The sequence below is a fragment of the Aromatoleum sp. genome (assembly GCF_032027225.1).
GTDB lineage: Bacteria > Pseudomonadota > Gammaproteobacteria > Burkholderiales > Rhodocyclaceae > Aromatoleum.
In genome coordinates this window covers 149544-165169 of the sequence record NZ_JAVSMM010000004.1, presented here as the reverse complement: position 1 = coordinate 165169, position 15626 = coordinate 149544, and the positions used below count along the sequence as shown (strand labels likewise).

17 protein-coding genes are annotated in these 15626 nt (G+C 66.0%); 1 reads left to right on the top strand and 16 read right to left on the bottom strand.

Features of this window, described 5'->3' with window-relative positions; translation table 11 throughout:
* Positions 1-25 precede the first annotated feature (25 nt).
* The 6 genes from ROZ37_RS06980 to ROZ37_RS06955 form a co-directional block, all read right to left on the bottom strand.
* Positions 26-1228 carry a two-component regulator propeller domain-containing protein gene (locus ROZ37_RS06980; protein ID WP_312658499.1) on the bottom strand — a complete coding sequence of 401 codons (1203 nt, stop codon included), beginning with the start codon at positions 1226-1228 and terminating at the stop codon, positions 26-28.
* A 104-nt stretch (positions 1229-1332) separates the two neighbouring features.
* Entirely contained in the window at positions 1333-2412 is a 1080-nt protein-coding gene (locus ROZ37_RS06975) for a two-component regulator propeller domain-containing protein (RefSeq protein WP_312658498.1), read from the bottom strand.
* The gene (locus tag ROZ37_RS06970; protein WP_312658497.1) at positions 2409-2681 is read right to left on the bottom strand and encodes a cytochrome c; all 273 of its coding nucleotides are present in this window, start codon (positions 2679-2681) and stop codon (positions 2409-2411) included. The genes ROZ37_RS06975 and ROZ37_RS06970 overlap by 4 nt, the downstream gene beginning before the upstream one ends.
* Positions 2682-2713: 32 nt before the next feature.
* Positions 2714-3364: a sel1 repeat family protein gene (locus ROZ37_RS06965; protein WP_312658496.1), complete on the bottom strand. Its 651-nt coding sequence runs from the start codon at positions 3362-3364 to the stop codon at positions 2714-2716.
* 3 nt (positions 3365-3367) lie between these two features.
* Positions 3368-4789 carry a sigma-54 dependent transcriptional regulator gene (locus tag ROZ37_RS06960; RefSeq protein ID WP_312658495.1) on the bottom strand — a complete coding sequence of 474 codons (1422 nt, stop codon included), beginning with the start codon at positions 4787-4789 and terminating at the stop codon, positions 3368-3370.
* A 42-nt stretch (positions 4790-4831) separates the two neighbouring features.
* Positions 4832-6373, bottom strand: a complete 1542-nt coding sequence (locus ROZ37_RS06955; protein WP_312658494.1) for an ATP-binding protein — start codon at positions 6371-6373, stop codon at positions 4832-4834.
* Positions 6374-6641: 268 nt separating this feature from the next.
* On the opposite strand from ROZ37_RS06955, the gene ROZ37_RS06950 reads away from it, so the two are divergent.
* Positions 6642-7169, top strand: coding sequence for a tetratricopeptide repeat protein (locus ROZ37_RS06950; protein ID WP_312658493.1), 528 nt, complete (start codon positions 6642-6644; stop codon positions 7167-7169).
* A gap of 180 nt (positions 7170-7349) precedes the next feature.
* Here the strand turns inward: ROZ37_RS06950 and ROZ37_RS06945 are convergent, their stop codons facing one another.
* The 10 genes from ROZ37_RS06945 to ROZ37_RS06900 all read right to left on the bottom strand — a co-directional run bounded on the left by ROZ37_RS06945 (position 7350) and on the right by ROZ37_RS06900 (position 15616).
* The gene (locus tag ROZ37_RS06945; RefSeq protein WP_312658491.1) at positions 7350-7796 is read right to left on the bottom strand and encodes a TlpA disulfide reductase family protein; all 447 of its coding nucleotides are present in this window, start codon (positions 7794-7796) and stop codon (positions 7350-7352) included.
* Positions 7797-8102: 306 nt separating this feature from the next.
* Positions 8103-8306: a heme exporter protein CcmD gene (ccmD, locus tag ROZ37_RS06940; protein WP_312658489.1), complete on the bottom strand. Its 204-nt coding sequence runs from the start codon at positions 8304-8306 to the stop codon at positions 8103-8105.
* A complete protein-coding gene (gene ccsA / locus ROZ37_RS06935) occupies positions 8303-9076 on the bottom strand; it encodes a cytochrome c biogenesis protein CcsA (RefSeq protein WP_312658488.1) in 774 nt (257 codons plus the stop codon). Before ccsA ends, ccmD begins: the two co-directional genes overlap by 4 nt.
* Positions 9077-9275: 199 nt before the next feature.
* Positions 9276-10205, bottom strand: a complete 930-nt coding sequence (locus ROZ37_RS06930; RefSeq protein WP_312658487.1) for a hypothetical protein — start codon at positions 10203-10205, stop codon at positions 9276-9278.
* A gap of 25 nt (positions 10206-10230) precedes the next feature.
* Positions 10231-10896 (bottom strand): c(7)-type cytochrome triheme domain-containing protein, encoded by a 666-nt coding sequence (locus ROZ37_RS06925; protein WP_312658486.1) that lies wholly within the window; start codon positions 10894-10896, stop codon positions 10231-10233.
* A complete protein-coding gene (locus tag ROZ37_RS06920) occupies positions 10896-11348 on the bottom strand; it encodes a c(7)-type cytochrome triheme domain-containing protein (RefSeq protein WP_312658484.1) in 453 nt (150 codons plus the stop codon). The genes ROZ37_RS06925 and ROZ37_RS06920 overlap by 1 nt, the downstream gene beginning before the upstream one ends.
* 572 nt (positions 11349-11920) lie before the next feature.
* Positions 11921-12532 carry a tetratricopeptide repeat protein gene (locus ROZ37_RS06915; RefSeq protein ID WP_312658482.1) on the bottom strand — a complete coding sequence of 204 codons (612 nt, stop codon included), beginning with the start codon at positions 12530-12532 and terminating at the stop codon, positions 11921-11923.
* The gene (locus tag ROZ37_RS06910; RefSeq protein WP_312658481.1) at positions 12457-13770 is read right to left on the bottom strand and encodes a hypothetical protein; all 1314 of its coding nucleotides are present in this window, start codon (positions 13768-13770) and stop codon (positions 12457-12459) included. Before ROZ37_RS06910 ends, ROZ37_RS06915 begins: the two co-directional genes overlap by 76 nt.
* Complete coding sequence (locus ROZ37_RS06905) at positions 13767-14585, bottom strand: cytochrome c biogenesis protein CcsA (RefSeq protein ID WP_312658480.1); 819 nt, start codon at positions 14583-14585, stop codon at positions 13767-13769. The genes ROZ37_RS06910 and ROZ37_RS06905 overlap by 4 nt, the downstream gene beginning before the upstream one ends.
* The gene (locus ROZ37_RS06900) at positions 14582-15616 is read right to left on the bottom strand and encodes a cytochrome c biogenesis protein ResB (protein WP_312658479.1); all 1035 of its coding nucleotides are present in this window, start codon (positions 15614-15616) and stop codon (positions 14582-14584) included. The genes ROZ37_RS06905 and ROZ37_RS06900 overlap by 4 nt, the downstream gene beginning before the upstream one ends.
* Between the last annotated feature and the right edge of the window lie 10 nt (positions 15617-15626).

Genomic DNA, 15626 nt, shown 5'->3' with positions numbered 1-15626 from the left:
TGGACCGACCGTCGATTCGCCTTCTTCAGTTCTTGGCGGTCGGCCGGATGTGCGCGACGCCGCCGTAACTCCCGATCCACATGCCGCCATCGGGCGTCGTCGCCATCGAAAACACGGTGTTGTTGAACAGGCCGTCCTCGGCACGCATGACGCGGTAGCCGTTGCCTTCCTTGACTGCGAGGCCGTTGTTCGTGCCGATCCACAGGCGGTTCTGGTGGTCACGGTGCAGCATGAACACGTGGTTTCCGGGAAGCCCTTCGACCGTGGTCACGTTGTCCCATTGCTTTCCATCGAAATGTGCGAGACCGCCGCCCCAGGTCCCGGCCCACACCGTCCCGTCCTGATCGACGGTGAGCGAGATGATGTAGTTAGGGTTGTACGCCTGGTCGACGTCCTGCAGGCCCATTTCCTTCTTCTGCTGAGCGTGATGCAGGGACTCCTTCGCCGGGTCGTTCTTGAACGCGATGTCCTGCTTGACCTTCTCGTAAGGCGCGCCGATGCCGCGGGAGTGGTTCCAGTTCTCCCACTGGCCGTCGACATAACGCGCCATGCCGCCTTCGGTCGCGAGCCATACTTCGCCGTTCTTGCCTTCGGCCAAGCCATACACCCAGTCGTTCGGCAAACCGCCCTTCGTGCTCTCGACGGTGTGGAGTTCCCACGCCGACGTGTCTTTCAGATTGCCGCCGCGCACCCTGTTGACGCCCGACCACGTCGCGATCCACAGATCGCCCGTTTTGGTCTCGATGACGTCATAAACGAAGGCGTCGCCGAGTCCCTCGGGGATGTTGTAGGTTTCCCACGTGTTCGTCTTTTCGTCCAGCACCGATAGTCCGCCGCCGTAGGTGCCGACCATGATCCTGCCCTGGATGCGTCCTACATAGAACATGCCGTTCGAGAGCAGCCCGCTCTGGTTGTCGTAGAGCTTGAACTGGTCGCTGCGCGTGTCGTAGCGGATTACCCCGCCGGATGTTGCGACCCAGACGACGCCGTCCTCGACGAAGATCTTTTTGACGTTCTTGTTGCCGACGCGGAAGTGCGTGAACTTTTCGCTCGGATCGACGCCGACCTTGCCTTCGCGTACCTGCGCGGCATCGCCCGACGGCGCACTCCCGCCGTGAGCCGCCGCGACGGCTGCAGGCTTCGCCGCTTGCTGGGTGCCGAGCGTGTACGCGCCGGCGATGGCCGCAGCGCCGACGATGACGGCAACGGCGGCGAGTTTATGATTCATGCCGAAATGCTCCAGTAGGGAAATGATCGTAGGAAATGGCGACCGGCGTCCAGGCGAGAGTGACGCGCTGCGCAGGGAAAGGCTCGCCGCCGTGCCGGGCTACCTTATTTCTTGCTGATGATGGCGACGCCGCGACGTGTGCCGACCCAGATGTCGCCACTGGGAGCGCTCGCAATCGTATAGACGTGAGAATCGAGGAGTCCGTCCTGAACCGTGAAGGATTTCCAGTTCTTGCCGTCGAAGCGCGACACGCCCCGGTCGGTGCCGAACCAGAATGCGCCCTTGTCGTCGCGCGCGATCGAATAGACGATGTTGCCGACGAGACCGTCCGCGGTGCTGTAATTGCGCCAGGATTTACCGTTGAAGCGAGCCACCCCGCCACCCCAGGTGCCGACCCACGCGTCGCCGTCGGGCCCGATGTGCATCGCGAACGAGTAGTTCGGGTTGTAGGTCGGGTCGCCGCGCTCCATCGTCGACAGGTCGTGGCGCGAGCGCGTGCCCAAGCCGGTGTTGCTGCTAGCGGGCAGCTGGTTGACGTTCGGTGCGCCGAGGCCATCCTTGTGCGTCCACGACTTCCACTGCTTGCCGTCGAACATCGACACGCCGCCTTCGGTGGCGAACCAGACACGGCCCTTCGCATCGACGTCGAGCCCGTATACCCATTCGTTGATGAGTTCCTTCACGTAGGTCTTGAACTCGCCGGTCTTCACGTTGAAATGGTTCACCCCGGCCCACGTGCCGATCCAGAGATCGCCCTTCTTGTCGTTCGCGAAGGAGTAGATCCAGTAATCGGCCAGGCCGTGCATCGGGAAGTACGTCTTCCAGTTGCCGTCCTTGTAACGGGATGCCCCGCCGGCGTTGGTGCCGAACCACTTGTAGCCCTGCGAATCGATGCCGACTGCGAACACGTATTCGTTCGCGAGGCCGTCGTTGCGGGTGAAGGTCTTCTTCGGTTTGCGCGTGTCGAGCGCGATTTCATGCACGCCGACCGAGGTGCCGACCCAGACGCTGTTCGCCTTCGGTTCCATCGTCAGCGAACGGACATAGACCGCATCGCCGACGTTGAAGGTTTCGCTGACCTTGTAATCGGGGGAGGTCTGCGCGAACGCGGCGAAGCTGGCACAGGAGAGGAGGAGGCCGACTGCGGCCAGGGACTGCCGCGCATGCAGGAAGTTCAGGGTCATCGTTGAAGGGTCCGCAGGTAAGCGATCACGTCGAAAATCTGTTGGTCGCGAAGGATACCGTTGAATGATGGCATCGTCATTTTTCCGGCCTTGATCGACATCATCAGAGCGGTATCGGGCTGCATCAGACGTTCGCTGCGGGCGAAGTTCGGTGCGGTCGGGATTGCGCTCTGGCCGCCCACGCCGTGGCAGCCGAGACAGTGCATCTGATAGATCCGCTGCCCTTCGCCGACGTTTGCCGCGAGCGTCGATGCGGAAGCCGAGAACATCGCGAGCGCGAAGACAAGGGTGCTGCGTGTCCTCATTTCTTCGGGCTTCCGGGCTTGACGCCCCGGATCTCCGCAAGCCGGGCGCTCCACTGCTCGGCCTTCGCGGCGTCGACCGGCAAGCCATACTCCCCCGTGCGATACGCGGTCGACACGGTCTCGATTGCGCTGGTGTCACCCAGTTCGGCCGCCTTCAGCAGCAGCGGTCCGGTTTCGGGCGTGATCGTGTCCGCGCCGAAACGCGCGTCCCTCCTCGTGTAGGCGAGCGCGAGCGAGATCGTTGCCGCGGCGTGCTCCTGCGCGGCGGCGGCGTGGATCAGTCGGGCGATCTCCCGCTCGTCGAGGGCTTTCGCCTCGCCGGTCAGATACATCTTCGCGAGGCCGAACTGGCCGTCGGCGTTGCCCTGTTCGGCGGCCTTGAGCAGATAAACGTGCGCCTCTTCATCCAGTTCCGCGCTGTCGAGAAGCGTCCCGTACAGCGCCTGCGCTTCGGCGATGCCGCCGTCCGCGGCGCGTTTGAGCGGCGCCATCGATCCCGTCACGTCGCCTTTGCGGTAGGCGGCGAAGCCCTCTTCGTAAGCGGCGGCCGCGTCAGCGTGCACGCCGAACGGGGCGCCGAGCAGTGCGAGCGCGAGAAGCACATGTTTGAAAGCGGGAAGGGGTTTCTCGGTTACGGGAAAATACATGCCTCATTCCTTGTTCGGGCCCGGCGCCGCGGTCGTCGGCGTTCCGCCGCTGGGATTGCGCGCGATGCCGAAGGCCTCGAATTCCTCCATCTTGCGGTACAGGCTGGACAGTCCGATGCCCAGGCGCTGCGCCGCAAGGCGGCGGTCGCCGGCGGTTTCGTCGAGCATGCGGAAAATCACGCCGGCTTCGAATTCGCGCAACTGATCGCGAAGACAAAGCTGGGTAGCAATGGGTGTGCCATGAGGCTGGGGGCGCGGCGCGGCGCGGAGGATCTCGGGTGGCAGATCGTCGACCGTGATGTAGTCGTCCTCCGCGAGGATGAACGCGCGGTTGATGACGTTCTCCATCTGGCGCACGTTGCCGGGCCACGGATAGCCCTGCAGCAGACGCTCGACGTCGTCGGCCACGGTCATCGCCGTCGCCGCCCCGTTCTGCTCGCGTGCGCGCTCGAGGATGAAGCGGATCAGCCCGCGGATGTCGTCCTGGCGCTCGCGGAGCGGCGGGATGTGGATGTGGAACATGCTCAGGCGGAAGAAGAGGTCCTCGCGGAACGTGCCTTCCTTGACCATGTCGTGGAGGTTGCGATTCGTCGCGGCGATGATGCGGCAATCGACGCGGCGCGACTGTTCGCTGCCGACCGCGCGGATCTCCTTTTCCTCGATCGCATGCAGCAGCTTCGTCTGCATCACCATCGGCAGTTCGCCGACCTCGTCGAGAAAGAGCGTGCCGAGGTCGGCCTGCAGGAAGAGGCCCTTGCGCGCCTTGTCGGCGCCGGTGAATGCGCCCTTCGTGTGGCCGAAGAACTCGGATTCCATCAGCGTTTCGGGAATCGCACTGCAGTTGACGGGCAGGAACAGATGTTCGCCGCGGCGGCTCTGCTCGTGGATCGAACGCGCAAGCACGCCCTTGCCGGTGCCCGATTCGCCGGTGATCAGCACGGTACTGTCGGTCGGTGCGACCTTGCTCGCGAGACGTTCGATCGCCTGCATCGGCGAGGAAGTGAAGCGGAATTTCGCCGCGTCGCCTTTCGCGAACTTGCGCAACACCCGGTTTTCTTCGCGCAGTCCGCGCAACGCCGCGATCTGCTGCACGCGGTGCAGCAACTCCTCGATGTTGAACGGTTTGATGATGTAGTCGGAGGCGCCGGCGCGCAGCGCTTCGACGGCGGTTTCCATCGACGCGAACGCGGTCACCATGATGAAGTTGGTTTCGATCGGCGATTCCTTCATCGACCGCACCAGGTCGACGCCGTTGCCGTCGGGCATCTTGATGTCGCACAACGCCAGATCGACATCCCCGCGCACGAGCTTGGACGCGGCCTCGGTGCAGTTGCGCGCCTCATCGACCGAGTAGCCGGCCTGCCGGCATGCCTCGGCGAGGATTTCGCGCACTGCGCGCTCGTCATCGATGACTAGAATATGCATCAGCTTCCCTTGTTTCGCGGCGTACCCGCATCCTGGCTACGCTCAAGTCGCCTGCTCGGCGGCCAGGAGCGGGAGAGTGAGACGGACGGTGGTGCCCAGTCCCGGCGTCGATTCCAGCACGAGCGAACCGCCGGCGTCCTGGATCAGTTCGCGGCTGAGCGCGAGGCCGAGCCCCGTCCCCTTGCCCGCCGGCTTGGTCGTGAAATATTCCTCGAAGACGCGTTCGAGCATCTCGGGCGCGATGCCGCCGCCATTATCTGAGATCTCGATCGTCGCCTCCCGCTCGTCGACGCGCGTCGCCACCCGGATTTCGGCCTGGTGTTCGCTGGGCATCTCGTCGAGCGCGTCGGCCGCGTTGATCAGCAAATTCATCAGCACCTGCGTCAGGTGGTCAGCGATCGCGCGGATCGCGGGCATCTCGTCGTCGAGTTCGGTCGTCAGCGCGATGCGCCGGAAGCGACGGTCGTAGCTGACGAACGCGCAGGTGTTGCGGACGAGTTCGTTGAGGTTCAGGAGCTCGGGCCGCTGAGTCTGCGGCCTCGTGAAATCGGCGATCTGGCGCGTGATCAGGGAAATCCGCCGCGCCTGTTCGAGGATCAGCCCGGGTTTGCAGGTGTGACCCCGGTTCGGACAATGATCGGCTTGCTGGACCTGGTTCATCGCGCTCGCGACCCCGGTGATCGCAGCGATCGGGTTGTTGATCTCGTGAGCGAGCTGCGCCGCGAGCGAGCCGACGGCGACCATTTTCTCGCGATGGAAGCGTTCGAAACGGGCGCGTTCGATGTTCCGCTCGTGCTGGCGCAGGTCTTCCTGCATCCGGTTGACCGCCCGCATCAGCGATCCGAGTTCGTCGTTGCGCGTGACCTGCATCGGATTGTCGCGGTCGCCCATGACGATGCCGCGCGCGTGCGCTTCGAGCTTGCGGATATCCCAGGTCAGGCGACTGAAGAAGATCGCGATCACCGCGCCGAGGAGGATCAGGCCAACCACGAGCATCGCCAGTCCGCTGAGGGTGATCCGGTCGTAGTTCTGGCGGTAAGCGTCGAGCAGGCTCAGGCGCACGGCGTGCGCTTCCTGCGTGAGCCGGTCGAGCTCGATGATCAGCCCGTTCAATGTCGCCCGCATCCGCCCCAGGACCTCGATGCTCGGCGCCTGCGCGATGTCGCGCACATCGGCGTGAAGGCTGTTCGAGAAGCGCGTGATCTCGGGATGCGCGCCCTGGATCGCCTCCAGCAGCGACAGCGTCGCTTCGACTTCGATCATCGCGCGGATCGACGCGGCGGCCAGATCGTCGGCCGAGAATGTGAGATTGACGGCGAGCAGCGTTCGCGCCATCGAAGTATTGATTTCGAGGAGCTGAGCCTCGACGCGATGGGCCTGCTCCAGCTTGCCGACGCCTTCCAGCAGGTTCTGCCGCTGCATTTCCGTCGCGGTGCCGATCAGCACGACGTAGATCACCATCGCGACGAACGCGAGAATGCCTTTCGTCTTGAGGGAGAGCGGCCGGGGGGAGCGCGTTGCGGCGGACGCTTGCGGTTCTGCCGCCGCGTTACCGTCCTGCCCGGCCAAGGTTCTGCTGTTCATCTTGAATCTCACTGCGGTTCGTGCGACGCGCGCGTGCTCTCGCGCGTCCACTACCTGAGGGGGGTTACATTGAGTGCAGGCATTTTGTCAGACCTGACGGGACTGCGGGACTCCTACTTTCGATATAGAGCCCGGAACCGATGTGGCGTTCGTATGCCGCTCCGGTTCCAGTTCGGTACGGATATTGCGTATCCGGCATCCAGGTGCGGGCCGAAGCGGCTCCCCGAACCGAAAACGTGTCGATGGTAATTCAAGGAGTGAGCATTCTATGTTGCGTCGGATCGCCCTGTGCATGACGCTGCTGACCGGGTTCGCGCACGCGGCCCCGATCGACGACGCGCTGCGCCAGTATGACAGCGGCAAGTACGGAGAGGCTGCGAAAGCGTTCGTCCCGCTCGCGGAAAACGGCGACGCGCGCGCGCAGGAAAAACTCAGCGTGATGTACTTCTACGGGCGCGGCGTCGCCGAGGACGAAGGGCGGGCGATGGAATGGGCGCGCCGCAGTGCCGACCAGGGAAACATCGACGCGATGTACTTCATCGGCACGATGTACGTATTCGGCGACAAGATTCCGAAGACGGTTGCGGACCCCGACCAAGAGGCCGCCCGGTGGTTCTTCGAAGCGGCGAGCCGCAATCATGCGGAAGCCGAGTACGGGCTCGGACTGCTGTTCCTCGCCGGCAAGGGCGTGGTGCAGGACCAGGAAGAGGCGCTCAAGTGGATTCGTCGTGCCGCAGACCACGGCCACGCGACCGCGCGTTCCTTCCTCGCGAACGAGCGGCCCGCGGCTCACTGACCGCTTCGCGAGGCGGATCGGGCGAGATGGAACGTCGCCCGAACCTTTTCCGCCCACCGGCGGCGAAGTCAGGGGCGCGACGGGAACAGAATTCGAGTCGAGAGTCTGAGCACGTGCGCTTGCACGCTGCATGTCCGGCGCCCCGCTGAAGAGATTGCGCAAGCGCGCGGACGTCGCCTGCTACCGTGCGAGCAGGCGCTGTCTCACGTCGCGGACCGCCGATTCCTCGGCCCAGTCCCGCTGTCCGAAATGGCGACCGACGATGCGCCCGTCAGCGGCGACGTACAGCGTGAGCGGCAATGCGGTCGCGCCGAGCGCTTCAGTTGCGGCGCCGGGCGACATCGCGATCGCGACCGGAAGCTCGATCCCGTACTTGAGAACGAATTCCCGAACGAGGTTAGGGTCGGTGTCGAGCGAAAGCGCGACGACTCGTGCGCCGCTCGGATCGATGAGGGCGGAAAGCCGCTGCAGCGACGGCATTTCCGTGCGGCACGGCGGGCACCAGGTCGCCCAGATATTGACGACGAGGGGCCGGCCGAGCCAGTCCGTCGCGCGCATCGGCGTGCCGTCGAGTTTCGTCAGCGCGACCGCGGGCAACGACCCCGGCCCGCGACTCAGGGCCGGCAACGGAGCGATCAGCGCGAGAGCCAATCCGAAAGCGATCAGGCGCCTGGGGAGTCGTGTTCGCGGGTGCGGAGGCGTTTCGGGTATTCCGGGGCGCATGTCCTGTTTCAAAGATGCCGGATTTCAACGTGGCGTGTCGGTCGCCGGGACGGATATTAACGCGAACCCGGATGCGACGATTGGTCGGGCGTCACGCCGGATCGGGCTGGAAACGGTCCTCCATCGAGTCCGGCAAGGCTTCACCGTCTGAGGAGCATTTCCGCATCCTTCCACTCACGCTCCGTGACATGATCGGTGCGGCGGAAACATTCAGCGTGAGTTGCCGCCTGCATTCGTGCCCGTCGCTGGCCTTATTCGCACGAAACGACCGAGGTGGGCGAGGATCGCGCGCCGGCTCAGCGCCAGGATGCCGATCTCGGTTGCCGCGACGATCAGCGCGACGAGATAGGCGCCCCAGACGTACACCCCGTCGCCGCCCATCGCCCAGAACGCGCTCCAGCTATTCCAGTTCATGGCAACTGCTCCCTCGATACCCAAGTTGCGTTCCGCTCCCGCTCCAGGATGACGACCCGTAGCCGGGTTAGCGCGGCGGCGAGGGCGTAACACGCGAGCGAGACGCTCATCGTCATCATCGTGACGAAGCCTGTGACTCCGCTCCCCGCCGTGATTCGCAGGTACGGAAACGTCAGACCCTGGTGGCTGGTCCACCAACGAACCGAGACGTGCAGTACCGGCAGCGCGACCAATCCCGCCAGCCCGAGCACGCCCGTCGCGCGGTCGGCGCGGCTGTTGTCGTCGATCGCCTCCCGGAGCGCGATGAATCCGAGAAAGAGGAACAGCAGGAGCAGTTCCGAGCTGAGATGGGCGTCCCATATCCACCACACGCCCCACACCGGCTTGCCCCACAGCGACACGGTCCACAGCGCAACGAATGCGAACATCGCGCCGGTCGGCGCAAGCGCCGACGCCAGCATCGAAGAGAGGCGCTGCCTCGTGATGAGCCCGAAGGCCGCCGAACCGGTCGTAAGCAGGTAGAGCAGCACCGAGATCCACGTCGCCGGGCCGTGAATGAACGCGATACGGTGGTGCTCGCCTCGGATGGATTCCGTCGGTGCGGCGGCAAAGACGAGGCAAACGGCCGCGGCGAACGACAACGCTGCCGTCCATCCGAACCAGGGCGCGAGCTTTCCCGCGCGACGGTACCAGTCTTCAAGACCGGGCCGCTCCAGGCGATCGGACGGCTGGACTCCGCCCGGCGGAATAGCGCTGCTGCAGCTTTGCATACGTGGGGACTTCAGTAGGTATGGCGATAGCCAGCAAACCCCATGCCAAATCTTACCCGGAAGGGGGTACGCGTCCGGCTTCTCGCGGAAAGTGCGTAGTTCGTGGGCTGCGGGCTTCGTGTTGCCCGTCCGCGCAAAAAAATGCCCTTCCGCGGGGAAGGGCATCGGCGCTGGGGGCGGCGCGCTGCGCCGCGCGGATTCAGCCGGGAATGTAGATGCCGGCGCTGCGGATCGCCTTCACGAGCTCCCCGGTTGCGCGCTCGAGCGTTTCGATGCCGACTGCGAATTGGCCGCGCCCCGCGGCGGCCTCGGCGTCGCGACGCAGGGACGCGGCGCTGTCCAGGAATTCCTGCATTCGCGGGTTCGCGGCCGTCCCGCCCTTGTCTTCGAGCAGCACCTTGATCAGCATCTGGTGCGTGTCGTTGCGGTCCACCTCGTAGTGGTACTCCTCTTCCTTCGAGGCGAAGTTCAACGATCGCACCAGGGTGTCGCCGGAGCGCATCGAACTCACCGACGCCTTCGCCAGCAGATATGCCTGCTCGAGCGTCGTGCGGGCGGCATCGAGTTGCCCGGCGGCCGCCTTCCGTTCGGCGTCCGCGAGCAGGGACTCGATCTGGCGCGTGCTTTCCGACGTTCCCTTGACTTCCGATTTCTCGGTGGCGATGCGCTTTTGCGCCGACAGCAGCGCCTTCACGCTCTCGAGCTTGTTGCGGAAGTCCTTTTCATGCTTCTCGGCGGTGACCGTTTCGGGAGCGGCGAGGCGAGCCGCCTGAAACACCGTCATGCTCGCCGTCGACAGCAGCGTCGAGGCCTTCGCGAGATCGCCGGCCGTGAACGCGGCTCTCGCGTCGAGGTAGGCCTGCTTCGCCTGTTCGTGGCGTTGCAGCGCTTCGGGCACGCCGCTCGCCTCGATCTGGCGGGCGGCGCTGGATTTTTCGATCAGCGTGCCGACGGATTCGAGGCGGCGCTCGACCTGCGCGGGATCGGGTTCGCGCGCCTGGATGCGCTCGGCCGCGGTCCCGGCCGAAGCCGGTTGCGGTTGCTGGGCGAAAACGGGCAGCGCAGCGGAAAGCGCAACGACAATCGCGGCTCGCCCAAAGAGCCCGACGCAGGCGAACGATTCCTTCATGTTGGACTCCTTGGGCTGACGCGGTTTACTTCGCGGCCTGCTCGCTGCGGGCGATCGGCGCGTCCTTCTTCTTCGAATGGCACAGCCGGCACTCCGACACCGGGAAAGCGACCTTGCCGTGGCACACGCCGCACTTCTGACCGAGCAGGATCGACGCCATGCTGATCTGGTTCGCGCCCTTCTGCGGAACGAAGATCGCCGGATGGCAGTTGGAGCAGTCCAGCCATTCGGTGTGCTGCTTGTGCGGATAGACGACGTCCGGCATCGAGCCCTTCACTTCGCGGACGATGTTCAGGTCCATGACGACCGGCACCGCCGTGCCGTCGATCCGGTCCCAGCGCGGCGCGATCGCGTTCGCGCCGAGCGACTTCACCCAGTCGACGCGATTGCCCGCGTTGCTGCGCGTCATGCCGTTGAAGGCGTTCAGCGGCGGCTGCAGCGCGTGGGTCCCTTCGTTGGTCGGGTCGTGAATGCCGTCTTCGGTCGGCGGCAGATTACGCTGGCCGACCGGCTTGAGCAGGCGGTTGAAGCGGTTGACGTCGGCGGCAGACGGGGCGGCGGGCGCGGCCGACGGTGCCGCGGTCGCGACTTTCGCCGGGGCGGAATTCTGCTGGGCGACCGACAGCGATGGCACCAGCATCGCAGCGGCGGCGATCAGTGGCAGGAGTAGGGTCGGGATACGGCGAATCATCACTTGCTACCTCCTTGCCCGGCGGTGGCAACGGCCTTCTGTCCCGCGGGAATAGCGAGTTTCTGGATGGTGCTCTCATGCACCTGCGTTGGCGTGCCGGGCTTTGCGGAATGGCACAGGTCGCAGTTCTCGACCGACCACGCGACTTCGCCGTTGTGACAGGCGCCGCAGAACTGGCCGTCGATGATCTTCAGCATGCTGATCTCGTTGCCGCCGGCCTTGAACTGGAAGCCGAGGTCGGCGTGGCAGACCTTGCAGCGGAAGCGGACGCGGTGGAACCAATGCGGAAAAATCACCGGACGCATGCCGGCAGCGTCCGAATAGTTGTTGATCACCACGTCGCCATACTCGGCGTACGTGTCGCTAGGCGCCATCAGCGTGATGGTCGCCACCGCGAATAGCAGGGCGGCAAGCCCACGACGGATCCTTGCTGCCCACGGGAAAAGCTTCATAGTTCAACCCTCATTAATACGTGACCGTTCCTGCCGACCTGAGGGACGGGCCTCGGCCGACGACAAGACGTCTCCAGCAATCACGCCAAGGCCGGCATATGGGAGTATGAGTTTGGCATGAATGATTCGGCGCTCCGATTCGCTCCGCCGATGGGGCTTTCGAGCCATCGAAAGGCGACGCGGGGTGCCGGATACGGGGCAAAAGCAAGAAGCACACCCATCTTGCCTTTTGCATTGCGCCCAAGCCCGAACGGTCGCGAGCCCCGTATCGCTGCCGTCACGCCGCCGCAATCGCAATGAGCCGTGCCGGGCGGCCGAGCACGAGTGTCAGTCGCAGGAAAGCGTTCTCAGCAGTGGGAAGCGGACGAATCGCGGAAATACGTCGTACGCCGCTGCGGCGGGGACTGCGTGCAGCTCGTCGAAGAAGGGAAGTCTGGCGTTGCGGATGAAGCGCGGTCGTTCGCGCGCGCCGGCGGTAGGGCACCTGCGCGCGGCGGCCGCTCAGCGTCCTACCGTTTGGGGCCCGGCGGGCGCCCCAGCGGCGCAAATCACGATCACTGCGACAGCCGCGCTCAGCGTCCCGCCGTTTCGGGCCCGGCGGGCGCAGCAGCTTCGCGCCACTCCCACAACGCGGCTTCGGCGCGCGGAAGGAATGGATCATCGGCCGGTGCGCGATGCACATACGACTGCATCGCGCCGATCGCCCCGGACAGATTGCCGAGCTCGCTCAGCGCGACGCCGAGGCCGTAATACGCGTTGATCTGATCGCGGCGCAGCTCGATCGCCGACTCGAAGAAGCTGCGCGCCTGGGCCCACTGGCCGAGGCCGAGCAGCGCGAACCCCATGTTCACATGTGCTTCCGGCAGCTCGGGCGCGGCCGCCAGCACTTCGTGAAATGCGATGACCGCGTATTCGTGCTGACGCATGTGCAGCATCATCACGCCCTGCTCGAAGCGGGCGCGAAGGGCGCGGTCATCCAGCCGTTCGATCGGACGCGAGACATCGACGATCTCGTTGAACCGGAGGTCGGGCGGGTCGAGCTGGGACGCGAGTTGCGGACCCCACGCGATCGCGACGCCGAGCGCGAGCGTCGCGGCGGCGGTGATCGTCAGCGCTCGGCGACGGACGTCGCGGCGGACGGGGCGTTGGTCGGACGCGGGGCTTGCAGCGGACGGGGCGAACATGGGCGGAGTTTCCGGGAAACGACGACGGTGACGAAAAAGCCGATGGCGCCCACCGTCGCGACACCGCCGAGGCCGGTCAGGGCGGCGGCGAGGGTGGGGGCGAGATCCGAGCCGGCGGCGATGAACGCGGTCTTGCGCGGCGCGCCGAGCGCGCCGCTCCACGCGAGCCCGGCGATCAGAGTCGCGTTCGCGGCGGCATAAAAAACGAGCGGCTTCCGATCGGAGTGCGAGAAGTGCGCACGTGCGCCAGCGGGCGGGACGCGTGCGAGCGCGACGGCCATCAGCGCGAGCGTAAAGGCGCCGATCGTACCGTGGTAATGCGCGGGCACCATCGTCGTCTGCGCGTCGATCGCGGCGCCGGCGGCGAGCCCGATGACGAGCAGGGCGAGCGACGGGACCACGCCGGCAGTGCGCCACGCGCCGTGCCGGCAAAGCAGAAGTCCGAACAGCAGCGGCGCCGGCCAGTTGGCGACGCGCATCAGCTGCGTGTGGAAGGCGTGGAGCTCGGCGGGCGGCGCGCCGGACAGCAGCAGCCCCGGACCGACGATCGATGGCAGGGCCGCAGCCGCGAACAGCGGCACCGCGACGAAAGCCTGCAACCCGCGTCCGCCGCTGCGCTCGACGAGCCGCAGCCAGATCGCCATCAGCAGCGTGACGTAGCCGAACTGCAACACGTGCCCGGCGCCCCACAGCGCGTCGCCGAGCGAGGCGCCGTTGCCGAGGTCGAGCAGCACGTAGGCCGCGCCCATCACGAACGGCAGGCGCGCGAGGGTGAAACCCCAGTCGATCGCGTCGAGAGGTCGCCGCATGGAAAGCAGCGCGGTCGCGAGACCGCCCGCGGCGAAGCAGCCGAGCGACGTGAGAAACCCAGAGCTTTGCAGGTAGGGGACATAGTTCGCGAGCATCGGGGCGCCCGCCGACGCGAAACCGGTCGCGACGACGCCGAGCATGCCGGTGAGCGCGAGTGCGAACGCGATCTCCGCTGCCGTCGTGCGCCGGCCGGAGACACGCTCGGTCCACAGCGTTCCGGCCATAGCCACGTACCAGATCAGCGTCGCGAGATTGACGTGTACGACCAGCGCGCGCGGGAAGACGTCGCTGCCGACCAGGGCGGTGAGGACCGGCGTGCGCGCGAGTGCGAGCGCGAGCGCCGCGATGGCCGACAGGCCGAGCGACGCGACTGCGAGTGCAAGCCAGCGCTGCGAGACCGGCGCGGGGATCGACGTGGATGTCGTCACACGGCCCCCTGATGCGGTGTCATCGAGACGAAGGGCACGCCGAAGAAGGTCAGGAACGCGATCACGAACACCGCGAGGATCATCGTCGCGTGGGCCGCCGGCGACACCCGGAACGCAACGCGCGCGTGCAGCGTGAAGGCGACGGTCAGCCACGTGACGAAGGCCCAGGTTTCGAGCGGATCCCAGTCCCAGTAGCGGCCCCATGCGTCCTGCGCCCAGATCGCGCCGGCGATCAGCATCAGCGAGTGGAAGACGAGGCCGATCGCCATGCACCGGAACGCGAGCTCGTCGAGCTGGCGGTCGCCCGGCAACTGGGCGAGGCGGCGCAGGCCGAGGCCGGCGCGCCGCAACAGGATCACGCACGAGACGCCGACGGCGACGAGCACGGCGCCGAGAAACACCTTGCCGAGACCGATGTGGATATACAGCCACGGCGTGTTGTATGTCGGCGGATAGTGGCCTTCGCCCGGATGCGCGACCATCAGCCAGCCGAGCATCACGAACATCAGGGGCAGCACGATTGCCGCCGACGCGCGGATGCGCGGGATGCGCCAGTACGCGAGCGTATAGGCGAGCATCAGGCTCAGGACGTTCGACGACAGGATCTCGAACATCGTGATGAACGGCCCGTGGCCTAGCCGCTCCCAGCGCAAGCCGATCGACGACGCATGCAGCGCGAGCCCGGCGACGCTCTGCGCGAGCACCGTCCGCTCCGGCCGTTTGCCGAGGATCACTCCGATCACCGCGGTCACGCCGGCCAGCACGTACGCGACGACAGCCGCCCAGAGAATCTGCAACTCGAATTCCATGCTCATCGATCCCACGGCTTCGCCGCGAATTTCTGCCAAAAGTGGGTGCCCAGACTGACGACCGCGACCGCTCCCGCGGCGAGCAGCCACGGCAGCGTCCAGTCGTAGAACACGCGGTATCCCATCCAGCCGCACAGGCCGTCGAACGTCAGCATCCCGTCCGGCAGCCGCAGCGTGTCGCCCGGGCGCATCTCGTGACGATCGGTGCCCACGCGCACCACCAGTGTGTACGCTTGCGGCAGGCGGAACGCGGAACTCGCTTCCGGGTCGATCACGACCTCGTCGATGTCGAGCATCGCCCACACTGCGACTCGGCTGCCCGGCGGGGTCCATTCGGCCGCCTGGCTGAACTCGTTCAGCGGATACGAGGGCAGCTGGACCGAGCCATGCACCGTCGGCGCGCCGTCCCGCTGCCACGCGAAGGTCGGCGCGAAGCCCTTGTTGAACGTCGTGTAGAAGCGAAAGCCGGCGAGGATCAGCGGCTCCTGGTCGCCGATCACCGACTGTTGCCAGTGCCCGTCGCCATCCTGCCAGCGCACCGTGTTCCGGGTTGCACCGCGCTGCCAACCAGGGGCGTAGTCGATGGTGAAGCCTTCGTTCGTGAACTGGACGGCGTCGAGGTCGCCGGTGTGCCATGGACCGCGCTCGTCGATCGCAAGTTCACCATCGAAGCTCGCGCCTTCGGTGATGCCGACGTGGCCCTTCAGGTAGGTCAGGCGGCCGGCGGCAATCAGCAGCACCAGCGCGACGAGGCTGAGATGGAACACCAGCAGCGCCGTCTGGCGGCGAAAGACGCCGTTGGTCGCAATCGCTGCGAGCAGGTTCGCCGCGAGCAGTGCGAGCGGCACGACGATCGGCCACGTCCGCGCCTCCTCGAAGCGTTGCGCGACCAGGATGCCGACGGCGAGCAGCGCGAGCAGCGCGAGCGTCAACCGAAGTGACGCGAGCCGCCGCAGCAGCCCCGGCTCGCCTCGATCCGCAGCCGTCGGCGCCCCGGCGCCGGCTTCGCCCGGCGGCGCGACATCCTTGTGATTCACTTCCACATCC